Here is a 26,582-nt window from a genome sequence, read left to right as displayed (position 1 = left end):
ACCTCTTACTTTTCTTCCTTTACTATTATGTGTCTTAATACGCCATCAGTGATTCTGAATATTCTGTCTAACTCTCTTGGTAATTCTGGACCAGCAGTAAAGTTTACTAGAGTGTAGTAACCATCATTAACTTTTGATATTTCGTAAGCAAGCTTTCTCTTACCCCAAAAATCAACGTTATCGATAGTACCACCACCATTTTCTATTACACCTTTGAATTTTTCGATTGTAGCTTTAACAGCCTCTTCTTCAAATGTTGGATGTAATATAAATATAGTTTCGTACTTTCTCATCACATTCACCTCCTCCCTTTGGACTAACGGCAATGCTTAGCATTGCAGGGATCCACAATGAAATATTATATCATTACCTGTCGATGTTTGCAAGTTTTTTATGACAACTAAGATATTTCATTAGATTTAACTACTTTCTTTATTCCCTTTTGAAACTTTTGTCTAGAAAGCATAACTATTCTTTCACAACCTAAACATTTTATTTTTATATCTGCACCTAGTCTAATAATTTCCCATTCATAACTTCCGCATGGATGTTGTTTTCTCATCTCTACTACATCACCTAAATTGAATACTTGCATATAATTATTTCCTCCAAATATATATTATCAATCACTACTGTTATTCTCTTAATTTATTAGTTACCACATTTTGAACATCAAGATGTGGTATTTTTATTCCACGTCTATCAAATTCTAATTTTATTGCTTTTCTTAAATCTCTCTCAACAGCCCACTGCATCATTGACTTTGCCGATCCTAATACCCTTATAACTATCCCAGTTTGACTAAGTGATGTTACCCCAACTACTTGTGGTTTATCAATTATATTATCATTATCTCTCGAGTAAGTATCACAAACTTGATTTATAGTGTCGATAGCCCTATCTACATTTTCTTCATAAGCAATTTCTATTTCAATCATAACTCTCATATTTCCTCTGGAATGATTGGTTACAGCGCTTACAGTCCCATTGGGTATAAGATGTATATCGCCTGAAAAATCTCTAAGCTTAGTTGTTCTTATTCCTATACTCTCTACAATGCCGCTAAACGACCCTATAGTGACGTATTCGCTTACGGCATACTGATCTTCAAATAATATAAACACGCCGTTTATTAGGTCCTTTACGATGCTCTGAGCACCGAAACCAACTGCAACTCCACCTATACTTGCAAAAGTAAGAGATATTCCATTAAATAAACCTGATAAAATACCTACTATTCCGAAAAAGTATACTGTATACTTTAATATACTTTTTAATAATTCACCTATAGTGCTAGCCTTTTTTTCATCCATTGTGAATCTATGTTCACTTTCAATCTGCTTTTTTACAAACTTATCAATTATTGAATTTCCTATTCTTATAGATATGTACATAATAAATATTATAACTATAATGGTAAATATTTTCCATAATATATCATTTATTACTGCAAACTTTATTGACATATTAGCTAAGTTTAAAGTTTCATTATCGTAATCTATAGAAAAAAGTGTATCCATGGCCGCCATCTATAATCACCTCATTATTTATATAATTTCAATCCTTCATTTCCTATTAAATAGATGCTTTTAAAGTTAATCTTATTATTTAATTCGCACTCAATTGCACTTAGCACTGTATCATTAAGTTTTATACATATTCCACAGCTTTGGGTTATATATGTTGGAGTAGGCATTACAACTACTTCTAGTTCGTTACTCTTAATAAATTTTTCTGCACCAATAGCATCATGTGTGTTCTTAAAAACCATTATGTATTCTTTCATAAAAATGTTAGCTTTATCAAAATAAAGCACTCCCCTCCTCTATTTATATTATTTTATATGCATAGAATATAAACATATTAATATTAATCTAATAATATTGCTTAATCAATATGTTTAAATCCTGTTTTACAGTTAAAGATATAAATAATAGTGAATTTCTATTTATGTTCAACTATAATAATTATTATATCTAATTAAGTTGTTTTTTTCTGCATTTTTAGGAAATTACAATAGGCAGACTTATTATTTTAATCAATTGAACTTATAATGGATTTATAATGTTATTTTTATTTAGATATTTTTAGAGTTGACTAATTTAAAATAATCTTATTGGCATTCAAGTTATAAACTTTATCCATATAAGACTATTTATATATTTAATGTATATTATATTGTTGTTTTTTATTCATTTAATAATATATATTAATTGTAATCGCCTCAAAATTATATCAGTATTATCTAATAGTAATTATTATATTTTACTGAACTTTTTACCAAATAATATTACAATCACTTAATTTATATATTTATAGCAAAGGATGATTATTATGAGTATTTATTTTGATAATGCTTCAACTAGCTTTCCAAAACCAGACACTGTAAGCAAATCTATTTATGATTTTATAGTATATAACGGAGGTAATGCCGGAAGAGGTGCATCAACTTCCTCTTTAAAAAGCAGCGAACTGGTTTATGAATGTAGAGAAGCTCTATGTAACTTTTTTAATTTTGATAAAACAGAAAATGTTATATTCACGCAAAATATAACATTTTCTTTAAATATGTTGCTTTTAGGTGCTATAAAAGATGGTTGGCATGTTATAACTTCATCCATGGAGCATAATTCTGTACTAAGGCCACTTACTTTATTAAAGGACCAAGGTAAGATACAGTTAGATATAGTACAATGTGATGAAAATGGCATAATTGATGAAAATGATATTAAAAGCCTAATAAAAGAAAACACAAAACTTATTGTACTTTCACATGCCTCAAATGTAATAGGATCAATACAATCTCTAGAATCTATTGGTAAAATATGTAAATATAGCGATATACTTTTTATTGTGGATTCTGCTCAATCCGCAGGAAGTACACCTGTTGATTTTAAATCATTAAATTGTGATGCTCTTGCTTTTACTGGACATAAGGGTTTATTAGGCCCCCAAGGAATTGGTGGATTTTTAATTAATGATAAATTAAATGAGTCTACCATACCAACATTTACCGGTGGAACCGGCAGTATGTCTAGTTCCTTAACTTATCCAGATTACCTACCAGATAAATTCGAATGTGGAACCCTTAATTTACCTGGGATTGTGGGACTAAAATCAGGACTTGAATTCATACAAAGCGTGGGAATTGATACAATTCAATATAAGGAATTAATGTTAACTAAGAGAATTTTAGAAATACTAAATGGTTTTAAAAAAATTAATGTATATGGTTTTAAAGATATTGAGAAAAGAAGAACTTCCACTGTTTCATTCAATATCTTAGATAGAGATCCATCTGAGATATCATTTATTTTGGACAAACAATATGGAATAATAACAAGAACAGGACTTCATTGTGCTCCACTTGCTCATAAAACCATTGGCACTTTTCCAACAGGAACAGTAAGGATAAGCCTTGGTTATTTTAACAGCTTAGATGATGCAGAAGCTCTTTATAAATCTATAAAATATATTTTAGGAGGTTATTAATGCAAGATATTCAACAACGCCTTGAGAGATTAGCTATTTTCTTTGCGGTTTATACTATGTTATTTTACTTGTTTTTTTCTACACTTAAATATACACTGCCTTTTGTATTAGCAATAATATTTGCCCTAATACTTAGGTCACCCACTAAATTCATGATAGAAAAACTTAAGTTAAAATCCTGGATAGCATCCATCCTAAGCACCCTAGTATTCTTTGGTACCCTAATATCGTTAAATGTAATAATACTTACATCTTTAGTTAGTGAATTAATTGGGCTAATAAAATACCTTCAAAGGCTTATAACAAATAATTCTTCTGACATTTATAACTATTTTATGTCATTACAAAATTATCTAAATAACTTAAATATAGATCCTACTATCGTTGATACTATTGAAAAAAATCTTTCTTCTTATGCTACTAAAATAATAAACCTTACAATAGGTGCTGGATCTTCTATAGTACAAGGAACTCTAACTATTTTAGGATATGTACCGTACATTGGAATGGTTGTAATTTTCACTCTTATTACAACATATTTCTTTACTAAAAAAGTATCTACATCTAATACTTTAACCTTAGCCAATGTAATTCCTAACAATAGTGATAAATTGATAACTATATTTAGTCATGTAAGAAAAATGCTTAAGAACTATTTACTCTCCTACTTATTTATAATATTTATTACCTTTATCTTTACTTTTATCGGTTTTACCATATTTAAAGTCCAATACAGCCTGGTTCTTAGTATTCTTTGCGCGATTTTAGATTTACTTCCTGTGGTAGGTATGCCAATAATCTATTTTCCCTTAGCTTTAATGAATATAGCATCAAAAAATTATATAAATGGAATAGGTATACTCATACTTTATGCAATAGTTTTTGTTGTAAGACAGATAATAGAACCAAAAATCATGTCTTCTTCATTAGGTCTTAATCCATTAGCAGTTTTAGCTGCCATCTTCATTGGCATACAGATAGCTGGGATAAGTGGTATAATCTTTTGTATGTTTTTAGTTGTATTTTATGAAATTTTAAAAAAAGTAGAAGTTTTATAGTATATGCACCTTCCTTATTGGTAATAATTCCAATATGGGAGGTGTTTTAATGTCAAATAAATTTACGATAGATTCCACAAATATTAGATCACCATTTCTTATAAGAGATTATCTATATGATGAGCTTACTCCGGTTCTTAAGCAAAAAAGACCTATTGTTTTTATATGTATAGGTACCGATAGGTCTACTGGTGATTCTTTAGGGCCTCTTGTTGGAGAAAAATTAAAATATATGATTCAAAATGAAGTATATATTTACGGCAACTTAAAAGAGCCTGTTCATGCAAAAAATCTTAATTCAATCTTGGATGAAATTAACTGCAAATTCAATAATCCTTTTATTATCGCTATAGATGCTTGTCTTGGCGATTTAGATAATGTAGGTAAAATATATATTGATAAAAAGCCTTTACTTCCTGGAATTGCTGTAAATAAAAATCTCCCCCCTGTAGGAGATATCAGTATATTAGGCGTAGTAAACATTTCAGGTAGTCTAGAGTTTATGGTCTTACAAAATACTAGACTATATACTGTTATGACAATTGCAGATGCTATATCTCGCGGCATACATCATTGTATATTAAAATCTATTGGATTTAAAAAGAATCCTATCGAGGCTAAAATAGAAAGCATACTTTCTAAGTAATTACTATAAAATTGCTGAATACACTCTATTTATAAGTATATTTTCAATATCATCAACATTTTTACTTCCACTATCTATTATAACTATACCTTCTGATTTATAGCTTTTACACGATGGTAAGTGAGAAAGATCTACTTCTTTTAGGTTGCAAATTATTGCATCGTACTGTTCATTACATGTTACTATTTTATAGCCTCGTTTCTCTAATTGAGATTTCAGATTCTTTAATTCATCTGATATATATAAGTTCATATTTATCCCTCCTTAAATACTAGTTTACCATTACAACTTGTTTTTATTCTTGATGTTTTAAATAATAAAAGGTGGTACTAATCAAATTAGTACCACCTTTTATTATTTAAAACATTTGTTATATATATTATATAAACATTATTTTTTTAATGTATATTTACACGGTTAATTGCTTGATTTAATACAGTAAGTTCTTCTTCAGATAAATCATATCTTGATATTCCTTTATCTACTGGCTTTGCATATGTTGTACTATCGTTTCTACTATATATTCCAGTTAAAATTATCCCGTCATTATTGTCATCTAAAATAGCAATAGAGAAACTCAAGTCACTTCCTACATCTTCAAAAGCCTTATATCGTATCATAGAAACCTTTTGAACACATCCTTTCATTCTTTCTTCAATTACTGAGCAGTGTTCAAGAGCAGCTTCTGAAGTTTTATTCGCTTCATCAATTTTATCTAAATAACTTATAACCTGTTCTTCTAAATTCTTATTATTAGCGCCTCTCATTAATTTTCTATATCTTTTTTCAACCTTTGATAAAGATCTAAATAGAATAATTATTAAGATAAAAAGCAGTAATATGATTGCTAAAAGTGCAATTACTATATACGGCATAAAACTTTGTATATTACTTATTATAGAATCCATTTCTAAGTCCCTTTCTAAAATGATAATAAATGTTTCACGTGAAACACCTTATATATTTATTATTTCTAATATTCTTTGCAAATCCTCTTCTGAATAATACTCTATCTCAATTTTACCCTTATTCTTCTTAGAGTTAATATTAACCTTAGTTCCAAAATAATCTTGCAACTGCTCTTGTATATCTTTATAATACGGTTTTAATACTTCTTCATTGCCTTTTTCTTCAATCTTGTCGATCTTATTTAAATATGCTTTTATTAGTTTTTCCACATCTCTTACTGAAAGACTTTCGTCTATTGCCTTTTGAGCTACCTCATATTGCTTATCTTTATCACCTAAAGCTAGAATAGCCCTTCCGTGCCCTTCACTTAATACACCTTCTATTATATAACTTTGAACTCTCTTATCTAAATTAAGTAATCTAATTGTATTAGATATAGCAGTTCTAGATTTACCAATTCTCTCGCTAAGTTTTTCTTGAGTTAATGAAAATTCATGTAAAAGTCTTTCATAGGCTTGTGCCTCTTCAATTGCATTAAGATCTTCTCTTTGTATATTTTCTATTAAAGAAATTTCTAAAATTTCTTTGTCATCAATATCCATAACTATTGCTGGAACTTCCTTTAACATAAGCTGCTTTGCAGCTCTCCACCGTCTCTCTCCAGCTATTATGGTATAGTTATCATTTTCTTTTTTTAATATTAGAGGTTGAATTATGCCATGATTTTTTATTGATTCTGACAACTCATTGATCTTATCATTATCAAAATATCTTCTTGGTTGACTTTCATTAGCCTTAATATTATTTAATGGAATCATAGTAGCTGATTTGTCAGTTAATTCATCACTATTTTCATTATCTTCTTCAGGAATTAAAGCACTCAATCCTTTTCCCAATCCAAATTTCTTATTCAACTACATCACCCCTTTTGTCGTTCAATAAATTCATTAGTTAATTGCTCGTATGCCTCGGCACCTTTACATTTTTCATCATAAAGCATTATAGGAAGACCAAATGAAGGGGCTTCTGCTAATCTTATGTTTCTCGGTATTGTTACTTTGTATACTTTATCTTTAAAATATTTTTCAACTTCTTTATAAACTTCATTACTTAAATTAGTTCTTGAATCATACATTGTCATTATGACACCTTCAATTTCAAGATTCTTATTTAATGATTTCTTTACCAATTGGATAGTGTTTATAAGTTGTCCAACTCCTTCTAGAGCATAAAACTCACACTGAATTGGAATTAATACAGAATCACATGAAGTAAGCGAATTTATTGTTAAAAATCCTAAAGAAGGAGGACAATCTATAAAAATGAAGTCAAAATCATCTTCTACTTCTCTTATTTTCTCTTGCAAAATTAATTCTCGTTTTTCCTTTTCTATAATTTCAACTTCTGCCCCTGCTAACTCCATTTTAGCTGGTGCTATGTATAAGTTTGAAACTAACTCACTTTGTTTAATTATTTCTCTTAAGGATACATCATTAGTTATTACATCATACATAGATTTCTCTAATTTTCTCTTATCAATACCAAGCCCACTTGTAGTATTTCCTTGTGGATCTATATCGATAGCTAAAACCTTATATCCCAACATTGCTATGTATGAACAGAGATTTATATTTGTTGTAGTTTTACCTACACCGCCCTTTTGGTTAAATATACATATCTTTTTCATATTCAACTCTAAGTTATATAACTTACGAGTCATCCACCTCCTTTCCTTTATATAAATATTATATATTTTAATGAAGAATAATTAAAGTAATTAATTATTAATTTTATTGTTTCACGTGAAACATTTTCAAAAAATTTGTTTAGAAAGTCTTCTTACAGCTTTTTTGTATCTAATTCTTTAAATTTATATAAGAAATGCTTCGTTAGTAAATAAGTTTTTCACTATCCACATAAAAAGCTAACAAACTAAATAAATTATCTACGTCACTTGTTTACTATCTTTATATTTTCATATACAACAAAAAAAGGCTAATACACATAAACTTAATTAGTTTATATTGCACAGCCTTTTTCTAAGCAAACTATCTTATTTTGATGCATTTTTAGGTATATTTACTGTTATTTGAACATATTCACCACAATCTTTTGATTTATATTCTGCAGGTATTTTAAATTTATCAAATACTTGCTTTATAGAATTAACATAAATCTTCGCAGAAAATACGCCCGTCATTCTTTTCTTACCTTCTTTTGATAAACTTTCACCAGCTAACTTTAAAAGCTCTTTATTAATTAGATCTTCCGTATTTTTAACATTAAGAGCTTGTTTTATAACCTTATTAATTACTTTTAGCTGTAATTCTTCGTTAGGCAAAGACAGTAATGCTCTTGCATGTCTTTCAGTTAGATTATTTGATATGCAAAGGTTTCTCACTTCATTTCCTAATCTAAGAAGTCTTAGTTTATTCGCAATCGTTGATTGCTTTTTTCCTAACCTCTCAGCTAATTGTTCTTGGGTAAAGTGATGGTCTTGAATCAAATTATAATACGCTTCTGCTTCTTCTAAAAAATTCAAATCTTCTCTTTGTAGATTTTCAAGCAGTGCAATTTCAGCTGACTCAGAATCTGTTATATCCACAACAGTACATGGTACCTCTTCAAGGTTAGCAAGCCTTGCCGCTCTCCATCGTCTTTCACCAGCAACTAGCTCAAAAATCTCACCTCTTACTCTAACAGTAAGTGGCTGAATTATACCATGCTCTCTAATAGATTGTGACAATTCTCCAAGAGCTTCCTCATTAAAAAATTTTCTTGGTTGATAAGTATTAGGAATTATTTTATCAATGTTGACATGAACAATTTCTTTATGCATTTCCCATCCATCCTTACGAAAAAAGTTAAAATACACGTTATCCCATTATTTAACAAATTCTCTATAAAATACAAATATCCTTCTTTTTATATATAAAAACAGTATGACAATATACGTTATATTAATTGATTTTATATTATAAAAAAACATATAATACTATTTTATAGGTTTTTTTGATATACTTCCAGCTTTTCTTGGATAAGTTTTTGGTGTTTCTTTAATTTTTTTGACAACAACTAAATTATGTTTTAAATCGGTCTCTTCAATATTTACCTGTATCACTTCAACTAGCTTACCACCTAGAGTTGCTACTGCATTTCTAGATTCATCTAATTCATCCTCGATTGAAGGTCCTTTAAGAGCTATAAAATGGCCATTAACCCTAACATAAGGTATACAGAATTCAGAAAGCACACACATATTTGCTACAGCTCTAGATGTAGCTATATCAAACTTCTCCCTTAAATCCTTATTTCTAGCTCCATCCTCTGCTCTTGAATGTATAGTCTTTACATTATCTAAATGAAGTTGTTGTATAACTTCATTTAGAAAACTAACTCTTTTATTCAAAGAATCTAATAAGGTAACATTTAATTCCTCTCTGATTATTGCTATAGGTATTCCTGGAAAACCAGCTCCAGTACCAACATCAATTAGTGATGAAGCACTTTTAAATAATGGAGAATTAAATGCTTTTATTGAGTCGACAAAGTGTTTCTTTACAATCTGATCATCTTCTGTTATAGCAGTAAGGTTTATCTTTTCATTCCACTCTTTTAGTAGACTCATATAAATCATAAATTTTTCATACTTATCTTCATTGAATTCTACTCCAACAGAAGTACATGCTTTTTCTAAAATGCTATAGTATATCATACTAAACTTCCTCCGCCTTATTATTTCTTCTATGAAGGCTCTCTAAATATATAAGTAAGACTGATATATCTGCAGGAGAAACACCAGATATCCTTGAAGCCTGACCTATACTTATCGGACGTATCTTAGATAACTTTTGCACAGCTTCAATTCTTAAACTATTAACATTGCTATAGTCAATATCTTCAGGTATTTGCCTGTTTTCAAACTTTTTAAACTGTTCAACTTGTTCTAGTTGCTTTTCTATATAACCTTCATACTTAGATATTATATTAACTTGCTCACCTATGTCATAAGGTAAAGTTGGTCTATCTTTATCTAATTCTGCAACTGAAAAGTAATCTAATTCTGGTCTTTTTATAAGCTCATACATGCTTATTGGTTTCTTAAGCTCTGCTGAACCTAATGATTCAATAAATCTATTAACTTCCTGTTTATTGGTTATTTGCAATCTTTTTAGTCTTTCTAGCTCAGAATTTATATTGTTTTTTCTTTCCGTATACCTTTTATATCTTTCTTCCGTTACTAAGCCAACATTATGTCCGATCTCAGTCAATCTTAAATCAGCATTATCTTGTCTTAATAATAACCTATATTCAGCCCTTGATGTCATCATTCTATAAGGCTCACTTGTACCTTTAGTCACTAAGTCATCTATCAAAACTCCTATATATCCATCACTTCTAGTTAGAATCATAGGATCTTTTTCTTTAACCTTTAAAGCTGCATTTATACCAGCTACTATCCCTTGAGATGCTGCCTCTTCATATCCAGAGCTACCGTTTAACTGACCTGCTCCAAAAAGCCCTTGTATATTCTTAAATTCTAAAGATGGTTTAAGTTGAGTTGGGTCTATGCAGTCATATTCTATTGCATATGCAGTTCTCATCATCTCTACATCCTCAAGTCCGCTAATAGTTCTAAGCATCTGTACTTGAACATCTTCAGGTAAGGATGAGCTCATACCACCTACGTACATCTCAGCAGTATCTTCACCTTCCGGTTCTATAAATATCTGATGTTGATGCTTATCTTGGAATCTCATAACCTTATCTTCAATAGAAGGACAATATCTTGGTCCAACACCTTCTATGGAGCCATTATACATTGGCGATCTATGTATATTGTCTTTTATTATGTCGTGAGTCTGACTATTTGTATATGTAAGCCAACAAGAAACTTGTTCTCTATCAATATTATCACTCATGAAAGAAAATGGAACAATTCTTATATCACCTGGTTGCTCAACCATCTTTGTAAAGTCTACAGACCTCTTATTTATTCTAGCAGGAGTTCCAGTTTTAAATCTCCTTAATGCAATCCCTAAATCTAGTAAACTTTTAGATAATTCATTGGCAGGAAAAAGTCCATTTGGCCCACCATTATAACTTACATCGCCAATTATAATTCTAGACTTTAGGTAAGTACCGGTACAAACAACTACAGCCTTTGTCTTAAAATAAGCACCATTTTTAGTTTGAACTCCAATAATCTTATTATCTTCTACATCTATCTCTACAACTTCAATTTGCTTTATATATAGGTTTTCCTGATTCTCCAAAACACTTTTCATTCTTTGCTGATATTTCTTTTTATCAGCTTGAGCTCTAAGTGAATGAACTGCAGGACCCTTAGATGTATTAAGCATTCTAGATTGAATAAATGTATTGTCTATATTTATCCCCATTTCGCCACCTAATGCATCAACTTCTCTTACTAAGTGTCCCTTTGCAGTACCTCCTATATTAGGATTACACGGCATTAATGCTATGCTATCAAGATTCATAGTACAAATTAAAGTTTTGCATCCTATTCTAGCCGAAGCAAGTGCTGCTTCACAGCCAGCATGGCCTGCACCTATAATAATCACATCATATTCACCAGCTAAATATTTCATTTTCATCTCCTATTTTCCAACACAGAAATCTGAAAAGATCTTATTTACTAAATCTTCTTCAAGTTCTGATCCTGTAATCTCTCCAAGAGCTCTTAAACCAGTGGTAACATATATAGAAATCAAGTCTAGATATTCATTGTTTTTAACTTGATTTAAAGCCACTTCACAATTTTCTTTAGCTCTATAAAGTGCTTGCTTATGTCTAGTATTAGTTATAATCACACTTTCACTATCTATATGACCTTTAAAGAACATATCCTTTATTTTATCTTTTAAAGAATCAATCCCATAACCTGTTACTGTAGATATTTCTATTGAATTACTAAGAATCTCTAAATCATCAGTTTCTATGTTCTTATCCAAATCAATTTTATTACATAGAGTTATATACTTTTTATCTTTTATAAATTCTAATATTTCTCTATCTTCGCTATCCAAACCTCTGCTAGCATCAATCATAAATACTATGATATCAGCTTCATTTATCTTTTCTTTTGATTTTTGTACGCCGATTCTTTCTACTTCATCCTCAGTTTCTCTTATTCCTGCAGTATCAATAATTCTAATAGGAATTCCATCTAGATTTATGTATTCTTCAATCACATCTCTAGTGGTTCCTGGTATATTGGTAACAATAGCTCTTTTTTCTCTTAAAAGAGTGTTTAGAAGAGAAGACTTCCCTACATTAGGCTTTCCAACTATAACCATACTTAATCCATCTCTTATAATCTTACCCTCATCTGCACTGGATAATAACCTGTTAATTTCACTTATTACTGCTTCAATATTTTCACCAACCCTTATAGGTATAGTTGAGTCTGGTTCTTCATCATCTTCAGTGAAATCAACTGCAAATTCAATAAGGGCTAACACATTTAACAACTTCTCCCTCAAAAAGTTTATTTCCCGGGAAAGTAAACCTTGACTTTGGATCATAGCTGATTTCATAGATAAATCTGTTTTAGCTCGTATTATATCTATAACCGCCTCTGCTTGAGTTAAATCAATTCTACCATTTAAGAATGCTCTTTTTGTAAATTCTCCAGGTTCAGCAAGTCTTGCTCCAGATTTTATAACTTCTTGCAATACTCTATTAGTTGATGTCACTCCTCCATGACAATTAATCTCTACAGTGTCTTCAGCAGTAAAACTCTTAGGACCTTTCATGTAACTAATTATTACTTCATCAACTATTTGTTGTTTTGAATCTACTATATTACCGTATCTCATTGTATAAGGCTTCATTTCTAATATACTTGAATTACTTTTTCCTCTAAAAATCTTAGATACTATATCTAGTGATTTATTACCAGAAATTCTTATAATAGAAATTCCACCTTCACCAAGTGCAGTTGCAACAGCAGCAATTGTATCAAATTCTTTCATGCTGTCCTCCTCATTATTAAATTTATAATTATAGTATCTCCTCTAATATATCCGTTTTGCAAAGACTTATTAACTTTTTACAAAATCATCTGATTTTATTGTTTTAGGGCAACTAATAAAGTCAATAAAACCATCATGAATACTATAAATTCTTAACTTTATAAAAATTTATAAATAAAAATTCTTATAAAGTTAAGAACTTTTATTTACGTCTTATTTTAACTAATATATCTTTAAAACTAATATTCATTTTACAAAAATAAACTTTATTAGTCAAAACATATTAAAAAAAAGTAAATCAAAAAGAAAGCCTAAATGGCTTTCCTATTTTTCTCTTCTTATATCAACTACTATTCTTCTATATGGTTCTTCTCCCTCGCTATATGTATATACAGTTTGGTTGCCTTGAAGAGCAGAATGGATTACTCTTCTCTCATATGGATTCATAGGTTCAAGTTTAAATGGTCTGCCAGACTTCCTAACCTTATAGGCTGTTTTATCTGCTAAGCGTTTCAATGTTTCTTCTCTTTTAATTCTATAATTTTCTGTGTCTAGAACTACTCTCTTATAAGGGATATCATGTCCTTTATTCACAACTAGGCTAACAAGATATTGTAGAGAATCTAGTGTCTCCCCCCTATATCCAATTATAACTCCCATTTTAGGTCCTAAAAGATTGATATTTAAAACATTATCTTCTTCTTTTATTCTTATTTCAGCCTTTATATCCATTGAATCTAAAACACTTCTTAAAAATGTCTTTGCCTCAAGAACATAATCACGCTTAACTGTAACAAGAATCTTAGCTGGTTTACTTCCTATAAAGTTAAATAAACCTCTGCTCCCCTCATCAATAATGCTATACTCAACTTTATCTTCTGTAACATTTAATTCCTTTAGAGCATTCTTTAGAGCTTCCTCTACAGTTTTCCCTGTAATTTCTAAAGTTTTATGCATACCCTAGTCACCCACCTTATTATACTAAAAGCTTAGTATTAAAATACAAAATATATATTAACTTGCTAATGCTTTCTTCTTATTAGCTGGTCTTATAACTAAAAAATAAGTCTGAACTAATTGAATTAAGTTACCCATTATCCAATAAAGTACTAATGCTGATCTAAAGTTTAATGCCATAAATCCCATCATAAGTGACATACCTATATTCATGGAACCCATATTCATACCGCCTTGTTGACTAGTATTAGCTGTTGTCTTTGTTGTTAAATATGACGATAAATATGTTGTAGCAGCAGATAGGATAGGTAATATATAGAATGGATCTTTCGAATATAAATTAGGTATCCATAAGAAAGAAGCACCCTGTACATTTATACTAGTAAACACTCCATATAAAGCAAACAAAATAGGCATTTGAATTAATAATGGTAAACATCCACTAAAAGGACTTACATTATTTTCTTTATATATCTTCATCATTTCCATTTGTGCTTTTTGAGGATCATTTTTATACTTCTTTTGCATTTCTTGAACTATAGGTTGAACCTCTTGCATCTTAGCTTGCGATCTAATTTGCTTTATGTTTAGAGGTAATAATATTAACCTAACAATTAAAGTTAATATAAAAATAGCTAAAACATATGATGTACCCACATGAGTAATACCTATGTTAACTACAAAACTATGTAGTGCTGTAAAAATATTAGTTAAGAAATTAACTATTGGTTGTAACAAAATTCTAACCTCCTACACTCTCTTACTTCACGGGGTCATATCCGCCTTCGTGAAATGGATGGCATCTTAATATTCTTTTTATAGCCATGAATCCACCTTTTAAGGATCCATACTTTTGTATCGCTTCAATTGCATATTGAGAACAAGTAGGGTAATATATACAAGAAGGTCTTTTTAAAGGTGAAATAAATTTTCTATAGAATCTTATTATTAGAATTAAAATCCTTTTCATTTTTTATTAAACCTGCCTTATTAAATAAGTTGATCATAGCTTTTTGGACATCCCAATAAGTTTTTTCATTGATGGCCACCCTTGCAATGAACACTAAATCATTTCCTTTTTTTATATTCTCATTATTCAATCTATAACTTTCACTTATTAATCTCTTAGCTCGACTTCTAATTACGCTAATTCCGACTTTCTTACTAACAGAAATTCCTACCTTATTGTAAGGTATACCTTTTTCATCTCTGTTTCTTCTATTATTATATATATATAATACAAGCAAATCATTAGCAAAGGACTTACCTCGTCTATACACATTTCTAAATTCCATGTTCTTTCTTAGTTTTTGATCTGCCATAGCTTCGATATTCTCCTTTTTTTCTGCAGTTGCAGAAAAAGGCCACTAAAGCGGCCCTTATGCTGTCAATCTCTTTCTACCTTTTTGTCTTCTTCTCTTAAGAACAGTTCTACCTGATGCAGTAGCCATTCTCTTTCTGAAGCCATGTTCTCTTTTTCTTTGTTTCTTTTTAGGTTGGTATGTCATGAACATCTATAATACACCCCCTTCAATTAATTATGTTGTATAGTAAAAAAACTATTCTGTCACTGAATCTTATTGATTTTAAGATTTACTTTTTAATTATATATTTCAAGTGTTCTTATGTCAAGAAAATCAATAGTTGTTGATAATTTTATAATAGCATATATTTTTTGTGGATAAGTTATTGAACAGGCTTCTTTCTTTATGATATGATTAGGTGGTGGCTGTGTATAAATTGTTAACCCACTAATACTTATCCACAACTGTTGATAAGTCTGTGCATAACTTACTGCTTTGTGTATATAAGTGGCTTATACATTATATATTTTTAGCCCTTTTTCTATTATTATACCGCTGTTGATAGTGTTATTTAATATATATTAACATATGTTGATAAGTTTTTATGATTAAAATTATTAACATAGTTATCAACATGTGAATAATTTTATTTACATAGTCAATCATCTTAATAGGGTGTATATATTTTTGTGAATAAACTGTTATTATTAGAAATTGCCAATAAAAAATTTTTTGACTGGAGGATAGGAAATGGATGCCCAACTTAACCAAATATGGGAGAAAACATTGAATATAATGAAGGGTGAGATGTCTGAGGTAAGTTTTAATACCTGGATAAAGAGTTGTGAACCTATATCTATGGATTCAGATTCAATAAAGTTTAGTGTCCCAAATGATTTCACAAAAGATATAATAGAGAAACGTTACAAAACTCTTTTCGTGCAGGCAATCAAACTGGTTTCTTCAAAAAAATATAATATTGAATTCCTAATCCAATCCGAGCTTCAGGAAGAAAAACAGATTTCAGCTGTACCAAGTAAAGAAGAAACTTCTAATAATACTGTGGTTAGCGTTAATGATGAAATGTCTGCTACCTTAAATCCTAAATATACTTTCGATTCATTCGTAATAGGTAATAGTAATAGGTTTGCCCATGCAGCATCCCTTGCAGTAGCTGAATCTCCAGCCAAAGCATATAATCCTTTATTTATATATGGAGGAGTTGGTCTTGGAAAAACGCACTTAATGCATGCTATTGGCCATTACATTCTGAAGAATAACCCTAAGGCTAAAGTAGTTTATGTGTCTTCTGAAAAATTTACTAATGAATTAATAAATGCAATCAAAGACGATACTAACGAAGAGTTTAGGAATAAATATAGAAATGTAGATGTTCTTCTAATAGATGATATTCAATTTATTGCAGGAAAAGAACGAACTCAGGAAGAGTTCTTCCATACATTTAATACACTTCATGAAGCAAATAAACAAATTATCTTATCTTCAGATAGGCCGCCAAAAGAAATTCCTACATTAGAAGATAGATTGAGATCAAGATTTGAATGGGGACTTATAGCAGATACTCAAGCACCAGATTTTGAAACAAGAATGGCCATATTGAAAAAAAAGGCTGATGTTGAAAAATTAAACGTAGCAAATGAAGTTATGGTCTATATAGCTACAAAAATTAAATCAAACATAAGAGAACTTGAAGGTGCACTTATAAGAATAGTTGCTTATTCTTCATTAACAAATAGAGAAATAACTGTTGATCTTGCTACAGAAGCATTAAAAGACATTATATCTAACAAACAAGGAAATCATATTACTATAGAATTGATTCAAGAAACAGTTTCAAATTATTTTAATTTAAGAGTAGAAGATTTAAAATCTCAGAGAAGAACTAGAAATGTAGCTTATCCTAGACAAATTGCCATGTACCTTTCAAGAAAGTTGACAGATATGTCTCTTCCTAAAATAGGTGAAGAATTTGGAGGAAGGGATCATACCACTGTAATACATGCATATGAAAAGATATCAGGTGGATTAAAATCTGATGAAGTTCTTCAAAATACAGTAAATGACATAACAAAGAAGCTAACTCAAAAGTAATTAACATCTGTACATAATAACTCTATAATATCCTGTGGATAACTTAAATATGAATGCTGCTCGGTGAATAATGTGGATAAGTTACAAAATCCATAACAACTTATCCACAGTATTTTTTTACTGTTTTTTGGCCTGCCTTAAAGGCTAGAGGTACTTTTCAACAAATCCACAGCCCCTACTACTATTATTACTGTAATTAATTATTTATTTATATATATCTATACATCATTACTTGTTAATTAATTAAGGAGGTTTTCACTTTGATTTTTATATGTGATAAAAGTAAACTACAAGATTCTATTTCAATAGTTCAAAAGGCTATAACAGGAAGATCAACAATGCCTATATTAGAAGGAGTTTATATTAATGCAACTAGCAATACATTAACTCTTATTGGATCTGATAAAGATGTAAGTATCGAAACAAAACTAGAGGCAGATATTATAGAAAAAGGTTCAATTGTTGTAGATGCTAAAATATTTGGAGAAATAATTAGAAAATTACCTAATGATGAAGTTAAGATAGAAACACTTGATAACAGTGTAATTCAGATAACTTGTCAAAGATCAGTGTTTAACTTAATTTATATGAGTCCAGATGATTTCCCTAGTTTACCAAATATTAATGAAAACATGATTTTTTCAGTTCCTCAAAATCAATTAAAAAATATGATAAAAGGAACATCCTTCGCAATTGCACAAGATGAAATAAGACCAATACTACAAGGAATATTGTTTGAAGTTAAAGATAATTATTTAAATTTAGTTGCATTAGACGGATATAGATTAGCACTAAGAAGAGAACTTATAGATTCACAAAACACTATAAATGCAGTAATTCCAGGAAAAACCTTAAATGAAGTTGCTAAAATACTAGAAGATAGTGAAGATTTAGTTAACATAACATTTACAACAAATCATATATTGTTTAACTTAGGTCAAACTAAGATAATATCAAGATTACTTGAAGGAGAGTTTATTCAATATAATTCAATTCTTCCTCAGGAATATAAAATGTGTGTTACTGTAAAGAAACAACCTTTACAAAATAGTATTGAAAGAGCATCTTTGATGGCAAAGGAAGGTAATAGTAATTTAATTAAATTAGATATACAAGATGATTCTATGGTTATAACATCTAATTCTCAATTGGGAAAGGTTAGAGAAGAGATATCTGTTAATATGCAAGGTGAAGGAATACAAATTGCATTTAACTCAAAATACCTATTAGATGTTCTTAAAAACATGGAAGAAGATGAAGTTATACTTGAACTTACAAGTAGCGTGTCTCCTTGTGTTATAAAAAATAAAATTAACGAAAACAGTAAATACTTAGTAGTACCAGTAAGATTGGTTAAATAAAAATAAGGAGTAAGTTTTGCTATAATATATACTTTTGTGAAAAATCACAATAAAAAATATCATAGTTAAAACTTTAACAATAAAGTATAATGAATGAGATTAAGATTAATACCGAATTTATAAAATTAGATGCATTTTTAAAGTGGTGTGGAGCTGCTTCAACTGGAGCAGAAGCTAAAATTTACGTTCAAGAAGGCGATGTACTTGTAAATGGAGAGGTATGTCTTCAAAGAGGAAAAAAGCTTAAAATAAACGATGTGGTTACATTTGATAATGCAGATTATAAAATAATTTAGTAATATTTAAATAAGATATGCTATTAATAAATGTGGTATAATTAAATAGGTGCTTATATGTATATAAAAAAGATTATGTTACTTGAGTACAGAAATTATAGAAATATGACTGTTGATCTAGGAAGAAATGTTAATGTTTTTATGGGAGATAATGCTCAAGGAAAAACGAACATATTAGAGGCTATGTATTATTGTGGCTTTGCTAAATCACACAGGACCAATAGAGATAAAGAACTTGTTAATTGGGATTCAGAAAAATCGTTTATAAGTTTAAGTGTAGGTAAAGAGAGAATAGATAAAAGAATTGATATCAATATATTCAAAGATGGTAAAAAAGCTATTAAGGTTAATTCAATTAAAATAAATAAAATTGGAGAATTAGTAGGTGTCTTTAATGTTGTTATGTTTTCTCCTGAAGACTTAAAGATTGTAAAAGAAAGCCCTGGAATAAGAAGAAAGTTTTTGGATATGGAGCTCTCTCAATTAAATAAAAAGTATTACTATAGTTTAGTTCAATACAACAAGATATTAAACGAGAGAAATACCGTTTTAAAGCAAAAAAAAGTAGATGTATCTATGCTAGACATATATGATTTACAACTTAGTGAATTCGCAGAATACATAGTTAGAGAGAGAATTAAGTATATAGATAAGCTCAACGAGCATGGCAAGATTGTACATAATGAAATAACATCTGGTAAGGAAGTAATAGAATTTAAGTATTTATCTAGTATTAAGAGCTTAGATGATATTAAAAAATCTTTTTTAGAAGGGCTAGAGAAAAATAGAAGTAAGGATATAGAAAAAAGACTTACTTCTATTGGGCCACATAGAGATGATTTCTTGATTTTGATTAATGATATAGATGCTAAAAGTTATGGGTCTCAAGGGCAACAAAGAACAGCTGTGTTATCAATAAAATTTGCATCACTAAGAATTATAAAAGATATAACCGGAGAATATCCAGTTTTACTTTTAGATGATGTGCTTTCTGAGTTGGACTTTAATAGAAAAAAATATGTTTTAACTTCTATAGGGCAGATACAGACTGTTATAACTTGCACTGGAATAGAAGATCTAACTGAGTACCTAGATGAAAAAGCTAGGGTTTTTAAGGTTCAGGATGGAATAATTCTAACATAGAGGAGGAGTTTTAATTGTTTTTACACTTAGGGGAAAATGTTGTGGTTCCAATCAAAGATGTTATTGGTATTTTTGATATACAAACTACTATGTATAGTAGTGATACTAGCCAATTCTTAAGAATGGCAGAAGAAGATGGGTTTGTAGAAAGGATAACTAATGATAAACCCAAATCTTTTGTAATTGCTGAAGTGGATAAAAAAAGTAAGATATATCTTTCTCCAATATCCTCATCTACACTTACAAAAAGAACGGATATAGATTATACGCCATAAATCGTCCGATATCTAATTTTGTATTATTTAGTTTATTAAACTTTAGGAGGAATTGAGTGGTGGAACATATTAAACAGAGTTATGATGAAAGTCAAATTCAAGTGCTAGAAGGCCTTGAAGCAGTTAGAAAGAGACCAGGAATGTATATTGGTAGTACTAGTTCAAGAGGGCTTCATCATCTTGTGTACGAAATTGTAGACAATAGTATAGACGAGGCTCTTGCTGGTTATTGCAAGAATATAGAAGTTTATATACATGAAGACAATTCAATAACTGTAATTGATGATGGAAGAGGTATGCCTGTAGGGATACATCCTAAAATGGGTAAATCCACTGTTGAGGTAATTATGACAGTTCTTCACGCTGGTGGTAAGTTTGGCGGAGGAGGATACAAAGTATCAGGTGGTTTACATGGAGTAGGTGCATCTGTAGTTAATGCTTTATCTGAATTATGCGAAGTTACCGTAACTAGAGAAGGAAGTGTATGGAAGCAAACTTACTCAAAGGGAAATGTTACAAGTGAACTCACTAAGATTGGTGAAGATGACGGACAGGGAACAAAAACTCATTTTAAGCCTGATCATGAAATTTTTGAGGAAACTGTATATGATTTTGAAATTTTATCTCAAAGATTAAGAGAACTAGCATTTTTAAATAAAGGAATAAGCATACAGCTTACAGACGAAAGAGATGGAAAGAGTGAAAACTATTTTTACGAAGGTGGTATAAAATCATTTGTAAGTTACTTAAATAGAAACAAGGAAGTACTCCATGATGAACCAATATATGTTGAAGGTGTTAAAGACGGTATAGTTGTTGAGGTATCTCTGCAGTATCATGATGGATATAATGAAAATATGTTCTCTTTTGCAAACAACATAGATACAGTTGAAGGTGGAACACATCTTATTGGTTTTAAAGCTGCATTAACGAGAGTATTCAATGATTATGGTAAAAAATTTGGCCATCTTAAGGAAAATGAAAAGAATTTATCTGGTGATGATATAAGAGAAGGTTTAACAGCTGTTGTATCAATAAAGATTTCTGAGCCACAATTTGAAGGCCAAACTAAAACTAAGCTTGGAAACAGTGAAGTTAGAAGTGTAGTTGATAGCATAGCTGGAGAAGGTATAAGTGAATTCTTAGAGGAAAATCCTGCAGTGGGAAAAGTTATTATTGAAAAGTCATTACTTGCTCAAAGAGCAAGAGACGCAGCTAGAAAAGCAAGAGAACTTACGAGAAAGTCAGTACTTGAGAGATCAACTTTGCCAGGTAAACTTGCAGATTGCTCATCTAAAGATCCTTTAGAGTGTGAAATATACATAGTTGAGGGAGATTCTGCAGGGGGCTCTGCTAAGCAAGGAAGAAATAGAAAATTCCAAGCAATTTTACCTTTGAGGGGTAAAATAATGAATGTTGAAAAGCAGAGGCTAGATAAGATATTAGGGTCTGATACTATACGTTCTATGGTAACTGCTTTTGGCGGTGGAATAGGAAAAGATTTTGATGTTGAGAAATTAAGGTACAATAGAATAATAATAATGACGGATGCTGACGTTGATGGAGCACATATAAGAACTTTATTATTAACGTTCTTCTACAGATACATGAGAGAACTTGTAGATCAAGGTCATGTATATATAGCTCAACCACCACTTTATAAAATCTCTAAAGCAAAGAAAGATCACTATGTTTATACTGATAAGGAATTAGAAGATAAATTAGTGGAGATTGGTGGTAAGGATAATTCTGTAGGTATACAAAGATACAAAGGTCTTGGCGAAATGAATGCTACCCAGCTTTGGGATACAACTATGGATCCAGAGAGAAGAATACTTCTTAAGGTTTCCATTGAAGATGCAATGGCTGCAGATGAGATATTCACAATACTTATGGGAGATAAGGTTGAGCCAAGAAGAGAGTTTATCCAACAAAATGCTAAGTATGTAAGTAATTTAGATGTTTAGTACTAAAAGAGGTGAAGTACATGAATTTAAATGAGGGAAAAGTTCTTCCAGTTGACATAAAAAACGAAATGAAGAAGTGTTATATAGACTATGCTATGAGTGTTATAGTAGGTAGAGCACTTCCAGATGTACGAGATGGTTTGAAACCAGTTCATAGAAGAATACTTTATTCTATGCAAGAACTTGGTTTAGCACCAGATAAAGGTTACAGAAAGTGTGCAAGAATAGTCGGAGAAGTTTTAGGTAAGTACCATCCACATGGAGATACATCAGTTTATGATGCCCTTGTAAGAATGGCTCAAGATTTCTCAATGAGATATATGCTTGTAGATGGACATGGAAACTTTGGTTCCGTTGATGGAGATTCAGCAGCTGCTATGAGATATACAGAAGCAAAGATGAACAAGATAGCAGTTGAAATGTTAAGAGATATAAATAAAAATACAGTTGATTTTATGGATAATTTTGATGGTGAAGAACAAGAACCTATTGTTATTCCATCTAGATTTCCTAATTTATTAGTAAATGGATCATCTGGTATAGCTGTTGGTATGGCTACTAATATACCTCCTCATAATCTAGGGGAAGTTATAGATGGTACAATAATGCTTATAGATAACCCAGAAAGTTCTATACTAGAGCTTATGGGACATATAAAAGGTCCAGATTTTCCTACTGCAGGAACTATAATGGGTCTTTCAGGCATAAGAGAAGCTTATGAAACTGGTAAAGGAAAAGTTGTTGTAAGAGCTAAAGCTAACATAGAAGAAGAAAAAGGCAGACATAAGATTATTGTTACTGAGTTGCCTTATCAAGTTAATAAAGCTAAGCTAATAGAGAATATTGCTGACCTGGTAAAAGATAAAAAGATAAATGGTATCTCTGACTTAAGAGATGAATCAGATAGAGATGGTATGAGAATAGTAATAGAACTTAAGAGAGATGCAAATCCAAATGTAGTTCTTAATTTATTATACAAACATACTAAGATGCAAGACACTTTTGGGGTTATAATGTTAGCTCTAGTAGATAACGAACCTCAAGTTTTAAACCTAAAACAGGTTTTGGTTCACTATGTAGCATTCCAAAAGCAAGTTATTACAAGAAGGACAGTATTCGAATTAAATAAGGCTCAAGAGAGAGCTCACGTATTAGAAGGCTTAAGAATAGCTCTTGATCACATAGATGAAGTTATAAGTATAATAAGAAATTCTAAGACTACTGAAATTGCTAGGAATGAATTAAGAGAAAAGTTTGGATTAAGTGATGTTCAAACTCAAGCAATTTTAGATATGAGACTTAGAAGACTTACTGGATTAGAAAGAGATAAGATTGAAGAAGAGTACAACGAAATAATGAAACTTATCAATTACTTAAATGAGATTCTAGGAAGTGAAGAAAAGCTTCTAAGTGTTATAAAAGAAGAACTTCTTGAAATAAAAGCTAGATATTCTGATGAAAGAAGAACTGAAATTACTAAGAATCAGAATGAAATAGACTATGAAGACTTAATTCAAGAACAAGAAGTTGTTATCACATTAACTCATAGCGGCTATATTAAGAGAATATTAGCAGATACTTACTCTGCTCAAAGAAGAGGGGGGAAGGGAATACAGGCAATGACTACAAAAGAAGATGATTTTGTAGAAAATGTATTCATAACTTCAACTCATACTAATTTATTATTCTTCACTAATAGAGGTAAAGTATTTAAGCTTAAAGCTTATGAGATACCGGATGCAGGAAGAGCTGCAAAGGGAACAAATCTTATAAACATATTACCTTTAGAACAAGATGAAAGAATCTATACTGTTCTAACCATAAAAGATATGAATCAAGATGGATTCTTATTTATGGCAACTAAGAAAGGTTTAGTTAAAAAGACTCCACTTAGTGAATTCCAAAATATAAGAAAGAATGGTTTAATAGCTATAGGTTTAAGAGAAGAAGATGAACTTCTAAAGGCAAAAGTAACTTATGGAGATGCTAACATAATGATAGTTACCCAAAATGGTTATGCAATAAGATTCAATGAGCAAGATGTAAGACCAATGGGAAGAACAGCTTCAGGTGTAAAGGCTATGAATCTAAGAAAAGATGACATGGCAGTTTGTATGGATATAGCTGTTGATGATGAAGATGTGTTAGTAATAAGTGAAAATGGATTTGGTAAAAGAACACCTGTATCTGAATATAAGGTTCAAAATAGAGGTGGAATGGGATTAATAACATATAAATTAGCAGAGAAGACTGGTAAAGTAGTTGGTGCTACTATATGTAAGATTGATGATGAATTAATGCTTATAAATAGTAGTGGTGTAGCTATAAGAATTAATGTTTCTGATATATCAGTTACAAGTAGATCTGCAATGGGTGTTACTCTTATGAGAACATTAGAAGAAGAAAAGGTAGTTGCTATTGCAAAAATACCATACACTGAAAAGTCTTCAGATAATGACGATGATGCTGACGGAAGTGATGTAGCTGTAGAGTTAGAAGAAGTTCCAGTAGTATCTGATGAAGATAATAGTTTAAATGAGTTACTTGAGAGAGCAGAAGAAGATCAAGATACTGACGACGAAGAATAAAATCTAATAGAATAAAAGTATATTTAAGGGCTATCTTATAGAATTGTTATTAAGATGGCCCTTTTTCATTGACTAGAAAAGTATCTAGCATTTTATTTTTAAAGTTAAGTTTTAGCTTATGGGTTTTAAAAGATTGGTGTGCATGAAATCATAAGTAAAATAGAATGACCATACAAAAGTATATTATATATATAAAGTCTATATTAAAGTTTACTTAAACCTGCATTTTAGGCATAACTTTTTAAAAAGTTAAAAAGTTAAAAAGTTAAAAAGTTAAAAAGTTAAAATTTTAATTTTTTAAATTTTTATATACTTTCATAGGTAAACCTTCTAACCTACTATTCCATAGATATTTCATTAGACTTATTAAATATTTATAAAAAGAGGAATAAATAAAATTCACTTGTAAGTTTACACCTATACATTTAGAAAGGCAGATACGTAAAAGAGGTTATATAAGATTAGTTTAATAATTTTTTTAACATAATATCTTTATTCATCAATTAATTCTATAAATTTATTTTAAATGCCTTAAGTATAAAAAAGTTTGATATGCATGTTCTAAGACGTAAAGGTCTTAGAACCGAAATGTACAACAATGAGAGTTCATATTCAGCGTAGTAATCAAAACTTTATATTTATCCCAAGTACAGATGTAGTGGTAGTAGATAATAATAAGTTATTAATTATTAAAGTTATTTAAAGTTGAATTCTATTTATAGTAAAGATTAGAGCTGCATAACTTTAATCTGGCAGATATTTTATAAGATAAATTTAATTATTAAGCCTTAATAATGTTTAATTTAATGAAAACATAACCAGGTGTATCAATATAGGATATAGTTAGGAAATAAGAGAAATAAATAGAAAAAACATATTAGTCTTTTATAATCACACTTTAATAATATAAAGATGAATTTATAAAATGGTAAGATAAACATCGTCACAGCGATGCAAAATCGTAAGCAAACAAAAAGACATTAAAAAATGTTGACAAGAAAGTTTGCAGGTGATAAGATAAAGAAGTCGCCAATGAGCGGCAACAAAAACTTGGTCTTTGAAAATTAAACAGAGAAGATAAACAAAGTCTAATTTTAGACTTAAACTAAACCAGCAATTCTTTTGAAAAAAGACTTACTAAGTAAGTAAGCTATGATTAAACTTTAAATTGAGAGTTTGATCCTGGCTCAGGACGAACGCTGGCGGCGTGCCTAACACATGCAAGTCGAGCGGAGAAAGTTCTTCGGAACTTTCTTAGCGGCGGACGGGTGAGTAACACGTGGGTAACCTGCCTTATAGAGGGGGATAGCCTTCCGAAAGGAAGATTAATACCGCATAACATTTTCGTTTCGCATGAAATGGGAATCAAAGGAGCAATCCGCTATAAGATGGACCCGCGGCGCATTAGCTAGTTGGTGAGGTAATGGCTCACCAAGGCGACGATGCGTAGCCGACCTGAGAGGGTGATCGGCCACA

At 30.2% G+C, this 26,582-nt stretch carries 27 protein-coding genes and 1 rRNA gene; 11 read left to right on the top strand and 17 right to left on the bottom strand.

The window, feature by feature from the left end; translation table 11 throughout:
- Positions 1–5: 5 nt before the first annotated feature.
- The 4 genes from rpsF to OCU55_RS13165 all read right to left on the bottom strand — a co-directional run bounded on the left by rpsF (position 6) and on the right by OCU55_RS13165 (position 1,816).
- On the bottom strand, positions 6–293 hold the full coding sequence (rpsF, locus tag OCU55_RS13180; RefSeq protein WP_200268497.1) for a 30S ribosomal protein S6: 288 nt from the start codon (positions 291–293) through the stop codon (positions 6–8).
- Positions 294–400: 107 nt separating this feature from the next.
- Complete coding sequence (locus tag OCU55_RS13175) at positions 401–595, bottom strand: DUF951 domain-containing protein (RefSeq protein ID WP_183279562.1); 195 nt, start codon at positions 593–595, stop codon at positions 401–403.
- Positions 596–635: 40 nt separating this feature from the next.
- Complete coding sequence (locus tag OCU55_RS13170; RefSeq protein WP_261852782.1) at positions 636–1,529, bottom strand: mechanosensitive ion channel family protein; 894 nt, start codon at positions 1,527–1,529, stop codon at positions 636–638.
- 14 nt (positions 1,530–1,543) lie between these two features.
- Positions 1,544–1,816 carry a putative Se/S carrier protein gene (locus OCU55_RS13165; protein WP_261852781.1) on the bottom strand — a complete coding sequence of 91 codons (273 nt, stop codon included), beginning with the start codon at positions 1,814–1,816 and terminating at the stop codon, positions 1,544–1,546.
- 518 nt (positions 1,817–2,334) lie between these two features.
- Between OCU55_RS13165 and OCU55_RS13160 the strand changes: the two genes are divergently transcribed.
- The 3 genes from OCU55_RS13160 to yyaC are packed head-to-tail and all read left to right on the top strand — an operon-like array spanning position 2,335 to position 5,196.
- Positions 2,335–3,492, top strand: a complete 1,158-nt coding sequence (locus OCU55_RS13160) for an aminotransferase class V-fold PLP-dependent enzyme (RefSeq protein WP_261852780.1) — start codon at positions 2,335–2,337, stop codon at positions 3,490–3,492.
- Positions 3,492–4,550: a sporulation integral membrane protein YtvI gene (ytvI, locus tag OCU55_RS13155; protein ID WP_261852779.1), complete on the top strand. Its 1,059-nt coding sequence runs from the start codon at positions 3,492–3,494 to the stop codon at positions 4,548–4,550. Before OCU55_RS13160 ends, ytvI begins: the two co-directional genes overlap by 1 nt.
- 49 nt (positions 4,551–4,599) lie before the next feature.
- On the top strand, positions 4,600–5,196 hold the full coding sequence (gene yyaC, locus OCU55_RS13150) for a spore protease YyaC (RefSeq protein WP_261852778.1): 597 nt from the start codon (positions 4,600–4,602) through the stop codon (positions 5,194–5,196).
- Between the two features lie 3 nt (positions 5,197–5,199).
- Here yyaC and OCU55_RS13145 read toward each other — a convergent pair whose 3' ends face one another.
- The 13 genes from OCU55_RS13145 to rpmH all read right to left on the bottom strand — a co-directional run bounded on the left by OCU55_RS13145 (position 5,200) and on the right by rpmH (position 15,574).
- Positions 5,200–5,448: a YkuS family protein gene (locus tag OCU55_RS13145; RefSeq protein WP_261852777.1), complete on the bottom strand. Its 249-nt coding sequence runs from the start codon at positions 5,446–5,448 to the stop codon at positions 5,200–5,202.
- A 146-nt stretch (positions 5,449–5,594) separates the two neighbouring features.
- Complete coding sequence (locus tag OCU55_RS13140; RefSeq protein WP_261852776.1) at positions 5,595–6,104, bottom strand: DUF4446 family protein; 510 nt, start codon at positions 6,102–6,104, stop codon at positions 5,595–5,597.
- A gap of 48 nt (positions 6,105–6,152) precedes the next feature.
- The gene (locus OCU55_RS13135; RefSeq protein ID WP_261852775.1) at positions 6,153–7,019 is read right to left on the bottom strand and encodes a ParB/RepB/Spo0J family partition protein; all 867 of its coding nucleotides are present in this window, start codon (positions 7,017–7,019) and stop codon (positions 6,153–6,155) included.
- 5 nt (positions 7,020–7,024) lie between these two features.
- On the bottom strand, positions 7,025–7,792 hold the full coding sequence (locus OCU55_RS13130; protein ID WP_183279569.1) for a ParA family protein: 768 nt from the start codon (positions 7,790–7,792) through the stop codon (positions 7,025–7,027).
- Between the two features lie 366 nt (positions 7,793–8,158).
- Positions 8,159–8,944, bottom strand: coding sequence for a nucleoid occlusion protein (gene noc, locus OCU55_RS13125; RefSeq protein WP_261852774.1), 786 nt, complete (start codon positions 8,942–8,944; stop codon positions 8,159–8,161).
- A gap of 156 nt (positions 8,945–9,100) precedes the next feature.
- Complete coding sequence (rsmG, locus tag OCU55_RS13120; RefSeq protein WP_261852773.1) at positions 9,101–9,820, bottom strand: 16S rRNA (guanine(527)-N(7))-methyltransferase RsmG; 720 nt, start codon at positions 9,818–9,820, stop codon at positions 9,101–9,103.
- Between the two features lies 1 nt (position 9,821).
- Positions 9,822–11,717, bottom strand: coding sequence for a tRNA uridine-5-carboxymethylaminomethyl(34) synthesis enzyme MnmG (mnmG, locus tag OCU55_RS13115; RefSeq protein ID WP_261852772.1), 1,896 nt, complete (start codon positions 11,715–11,717; stop codon positions 9,822–9,824).
- A 9-nt stretch (positions 11,718–11,726) separates the two neighbouring features.
- Positions 11,727–13,103: a tRNA uridine-5-carboxymethylaminomethyl(34) synthesis GTPase MnmE gene (gene mnmE / locus OCU55_RS13110; protein WP_261852771.1), complete on the bottom strand. Its 1,377-nt coding sequence runs from the start codon at positions 13,101–13,103 to the stop codon at positions 11,727–11,729.
- Positions 13,104–13,427: 324 nt separating this feature from the next.
- On the bottom strand, positions 13,428–14,060 hold the full coding sequence (jag, locus tag OCU55_RS13105) for an RNA-binding cell elongation regulator Jag/EloR (RefSeq protein WP_261852770.1): 633 nt from the start codon (positions 14,058–14,060) through the stop codon (positions 13,428–13,430).
- A 57-nt stretch (positions 14,061–14,117) separates the two neighbouring features.
- A complete protein-coding gene (gene yidC / locus OCU55_RS13100) occupies positions 14,118–14,798 on the bottom strand; it encodes a membrane protein insertase YidC (RefSeq protein ID WP_261852769.1) in 681 nt (226 codons plus the stop codon).
- A gap of 22 nt (positions 14,799–14,820) precedes the next feature.
- A complete protein-coding gene (yidD, locus tag OCU55_RS13095) occupies positions 14,821–15,030 on the bottom strand; it encodes a membrane protein insertion efficiency factor YidD (RefSeq protein ID WP_183279575.1) in 210 nt (69 codons plus the stop codon).
- Positions 14,993–15,382, bottom strand: coding sequence for a ribonuclease P protein component (rnpA, locus tag OCU55_RS13090; protein WP_261852768.1), 390 nt, complete (start codon positions 15,380–15,382; stop codon positions 14,993–14,995). The genes yidD and rnpA overlap by 38 nt, the downstream gene beginning before the upstream one ends.
- Before the next feature lie 57 nt (positions 15,383–15,439).
- Entirely contained in the window at positions 15,440–15,574 is a 135-nt protein-coding gene (gene rpmH / locus OCU55_RS13085; protein ID WP_128210855.1) for a 50S ribosomal protein L34, read from the bottom strand.
- A 540-nt stretch (positions 15,575–16,114) separates the two neighbouring features.
- Here rpmH and dnaA point away from each other — a divergent pair.
- From dnaA to OCU55_RS13045, 8 genes are all read left to right on the top strand, one after another.
- On the top strand, positions 16,115–17,476 hold the full coding sequence (gene dnaA, locus OCU55_RS13080) for a chromosomal replication initiator protein DnaA (RefSeq protein WP_261852767.1): 1,362 nt from the start codon (positions 16,115–16,117) through the stop codon (positions 17,474–17,476).
- Positions 17,477–17,736: 260 nt separating this feature from the next.
- On the top strand, positions 17,737–18,837 hold the full coding sequence (gene dnaN, locus OCU55_RS13075; protein ID WP_261852766.1) for a DNA polymerase III subunit beta: 1,101 nt from the start codon (positions 17,737–17,739) through the stop codon (positions 18,835–18,837).
- Positions 18,838–18,926: 89 nt separating this feature from the next.
- A complete protein-coding gene (gene yaaA, locus OCU55_RS13070; RefSeq protein WP_261852765.1) occupies positions 18,927–19,133 on the top strand; it encodes a S4 domain-containing protein YaaA in 207 nt (68 codons plus the stop codon).
- A 57-nt stretch (positions 19,134–19,190) separates the two neighbouring features.
- The gene (gene recF / locus OCU55_RS13065) at positions 19,191–20,276 is read left to right on the top strand and encodes a DNA replication/repair protein RecF (protein ID WP_261852764.1); all 1,086 of its coding nucleotides are present in this window, start codon (positions 19,191–19,193) and stop codon (positions 20,274–20,276) included.
- A 14-nt stretch (positions 20,277–20,290) separates the two neighbouring features.
- Complete coding sequence (remB, locus tag OCU55_RS13060; protein ID WP_128210850.1) at positions 20,291–20,551, top strand: extracellular matrix regulator RemB; 261 nt, start codon at positions 20,291–20,293, stop codon at positions 20,549–20,551.
- A 56-nt stretch (positions 20,552–20,607) separates the two neighbouring features.
- On the top strand, positions 20,608–22,518 hold the full coding sequence (gene gyrB / locus OCU55_RS13055) for a DNA topoisomerase (ATP-hydrolyzing) subunit B (protein WP_280923800.1): 1,911 nt from the start codon (positions 20,608–20,610) through the stop codon (positions 22,516–22,518).
- Between the two features lie 20 nt (positions 22,519–22,538).
- On the top strand, positions 22,539–25,106 hold the full coding sequence (gene gyrA / locus OCU55_RS13050; RefSeq protein ID WP_261852762.1) for a DNA gyrase subunit A: 2,568 nt from the start codon (positions 22,539–22,541) through the stop codon (positions 25,104–25,106).
- Positions 25,107–26,270: 1,164 nt separating this feature from the next.
- Positions 26,271–26,582 (top strand): 16S ribosomal RNA (locus OCU55_RS13045); the annotation flags it as partial.

Origin of the sequence: Clostridium folliculivorans (assembly GCF_024341905.1) — a bacterium.
GTDB lineage: Bacteria > Bacillota > Clostridia > Clostridiales > Clostridiaceae > Clostridium_AR > Clostridium_AR folliculivorans.
The sequence above is the reverse complement of the archived record's forward strand: the minus strand, read 5'-3'. Positions and strand labels throughout refer to the sequence as shown.

Coding starts and splice junctions, on each gene's coding strand:
- mnmE (WP_261852771.1), bottom strand. CDS start 13,103: ATGAAAGAATTTGATACAATTGCTGCTGTTGCAACTGCACTTGGTGAA.
- gyrA (WP_261852762.1), top strand. CDS start 22,539: ATGAATTTAAATGAGGGAAAAGTTCTTCCAGTTGACATAAAAAACGAA.
- rpmH (WP_128210855.1), bottom strand. CDS start 15,574: ATGTTCATGACATACCAACCTAAAAAGAAACAAAGAAAAAGAGAACAT.
- mnmG (WP_261852772.1), bottom strand. CDS start 11,717: ATGAAATATTTAGCTGGTGAATATGATGTGATTATTATAGGTGCAGGC.
- noc (WP_261852774.1), bottom strand. CDS start 8,944: ATGCATAAAGAAATTGTTCATGTCAACATTGATAAAATAATTCCTAAT.
- yaaA (WP_261852765.1), top strand. CDS start 18,927: ATGAATGAGATTAAGATTAATACCGAATTTATAAAATTAGATGCATTT.
- dnaA (WP_261852767.1), top strand. CDS start 16,115: ATGGATGCCCAACTTAACCAAATATGGGAGAAAACATTGAATATAATG.
- ytvI (WP_261852779.1), top strand. CDS start 3,492: ATGCAAGATATTCAACAACGCCTTGAGAGATTAGCTATTTTCTTTGCG.
- OCU55_RS13170 (WP_261852782.1), bottom strand. CDS start 1,529: ATGGCGGCCATGGATACACTTTTTTCTATAGATTACGATAATGAAACT.
- yidD (WP_183279575.1), bottom strand. CDS start 15,030: ATGAAAAGGATTTTAATTCTAATAATAAGATTCTATAGAAAATTTATT.
- yyaC (WP_261852778.1), top strand. CDS start 4,600: ATGTCAAATAAATTTACGATAGATTCCACAAATATTAGATCACCATTT.
- OCU55_RS13140 (WP_261852776.1), bottom strand. CDS start 6,104: ATGGATTCTATAATAAGTAATATACAAAGTTTTATGCCGTATATAGTA.
- rpsF (WP_200268497.1), bottom strand. CDS start 293: ATGAGAAAGTACGAAACTATATTTATATTACATCCAACATTTGAAGAA.
- OCU55_RS13175 (WP_183279562.1), bottom strand. CDS start 595: ATGCAAGTATTCAATTTAGGTGATGTAGTAGAGATGAGAAAACAACAT.
- rsmG (WP_261852773.1), bottom strand. CDS start 9,820: ATGATATACTATAGCATTTTAGAAAAAGCATGTACTTCTGTTGGAGTA.
- OCU55_RS13130 (WP_183279569.1), bottom strand. CDS start 7,792: ATGAAAAAGATATGTATATTTAACCAAAAGGGCGGTGTAGGTAAAACT.
- jag (WP_261852770.1), bottom strand. CDS start 14,060: ATGCATAAAACTTTAGAAATTACAGGGAAAACTGTAGAGGAAGCTCTA.
- rnpA (WP_261852768.1), bottom strand. CDS start 15,382: ATGGCAGATCAAAAACTAAGAAAGAACATGGAATTTAGAAATGTGTAT.
- OCU55_RS13145 (WP_261852777.1), bottom strand. CDS start 5,448: ATGAACTTATATATATCAGATGAATTAAAGAATCTGAAATCTCAATTA.
- OCU55_RS13160 (WP_261852780.1), top strand. CDS start 2,335: ATGAGTATTTATTTTGATAATGCTTCAACTAGCTTTCCAAAACCAGAC.
- recF (WP_261852764.1), top strand. CDS start 19,191: ATGTATATAAAAAAGATTATGTTACTTGAGTACAGAAATTATAGAAAT.